Here is a 240-nt window from a genome sequence, read left to right on the forward strand (position 1 = left end):
CAAGCATTAATTCTGCTGCGTGATCCATTTCTTCTTTAGAGTTTAAATTTACAGCTTTCGGGTTAAATGCTGTTAACTCAGAAGTAAGAGAAGAAAGAACTCCCATAGGGTGAGCATAACGAGGGAAAACGTCTAGTATTTTCTTAAATTCGTATGCTACGAAGTTGTATTTTTTAATATTATTATCGAAAGAAGTAAATTGGCTTTCAGTTGGCAATTCACCGTGAAGTAATAAAAACA

Annotated in this window: 1 protein-coding gene; it reads right to left on the minus strand. The window is 33.8% G+C overall.

Annotated features, from left to right (window positions below; all coding sequences use genetic code 11):
- On the minus strand, window positions 1-240 hold a 240-nt coding region (locus tag AC23MB_RS14525), incomplete at both ends, for a citrate/2-methylcitrate synthase (RefSeq protein WP_487787674.1).

This window comes from Soonwooa sp. T0.1_25 (genome assembly GCF_057652215.1).